At 35.6% G+C, this 898-nt stretch carries 1 protein-coding gene; it reads left to right on the top strand.

Going from position 1 to position 898, the window contains the following annotated elements; all coding sequences use genetic code 11:
* Positions 1-219: 219 nt before the first annotated feature.
* Positions 220-624, top strand: coding sequence for a GFA family protein (locus ABN217_RS19040; RefSeq protein WP_272579633.1), 405 nt, complete (start codon positions 220-222; stop codon positions 622-624).
* Positions 625-898: the final 274 nt, after the last annotated feature.

Raw genomic sequence — 898 nt, 5'->3', positions numbered from 1 at the left:
CATTCACTCAAACAAAATAAATTGGGAGATCTTGGCGATATTGAATCTATACGTGAACAAGTAGAAGTAAACCGCATTGAGCTATCAGAAACAACGACTGATCGTCGTTTTAATGGACGTCAATTCAGAATTGATGATAAAAAAGACTAACTATCACCTTTATTGTGTTACGCTTTTTTGATAACAATTAGCGTAAAATTACAGCCAGAGGAAACGATTATGTCTCAAGGCCAATGTTTGTGTGGTGCAGTAAAAATAGCAACTCAACAGCCAGTCGATAAAATTAGTGTTTGTCATTGTGAGATGTGCCAACGTTGGAACGGTGGGCCGAGTTTTACTATTGATTGCCATAGTGATGTTAGTATTGATGGGGAAGAGTTTATTACCCGTTTTGCATCATCGGAATGGGCAGAGCGTGCTTTTTGTAAGCAATGTGGCACTCATCTATTTTACCATCTTCATACTCCCTCTTCTTATTATGTTTCTTCAACATTGTTTGGAGAAACTAAAAGTGCAACTCTAGCAATGCAGATTTTCGTTGATAGTAAACCTGCTTACTACAATTTTGTTGAAAAAACGCCGATGCTGACAGAGCAAGATATCATCAGTTTGATGAGTAAATAAAGATCATGAGCTGGTTTTTAATGACTCGTCTTTATCGTTCGTAATGCGAATGTCTCGAATATGGATTATAATAACTTAAAAGCCTAGTTGCTTATTATAGAGAATTATTTAATTCTAATAATTTAATAAGATAAGGCAAATTAAACTTTACCGCAGATTGTATAAATAACCATTAATGTTTAGGGATGTTCGCTGATGAACAGTATGAGAAATATGCGGCATGCTAGTAATATCGCATGGGTATTGCAGTGGGTATTGAATATTGGGTTGATTG

Source organism: Proteus sp. fly-1067 (assembly GCF_040139345.1).
Lineage (GTDB): Bacteria > Pseudomonadota > Gammaproteobacteria > Enterobacterales > Enterobacteriaceae > Proteus > Proteus vulgaris_B.
Note: the sequence above shows the minus strand (reverse complement) of the source record. Positions and strands in the feature narration are given on the sequence as shown.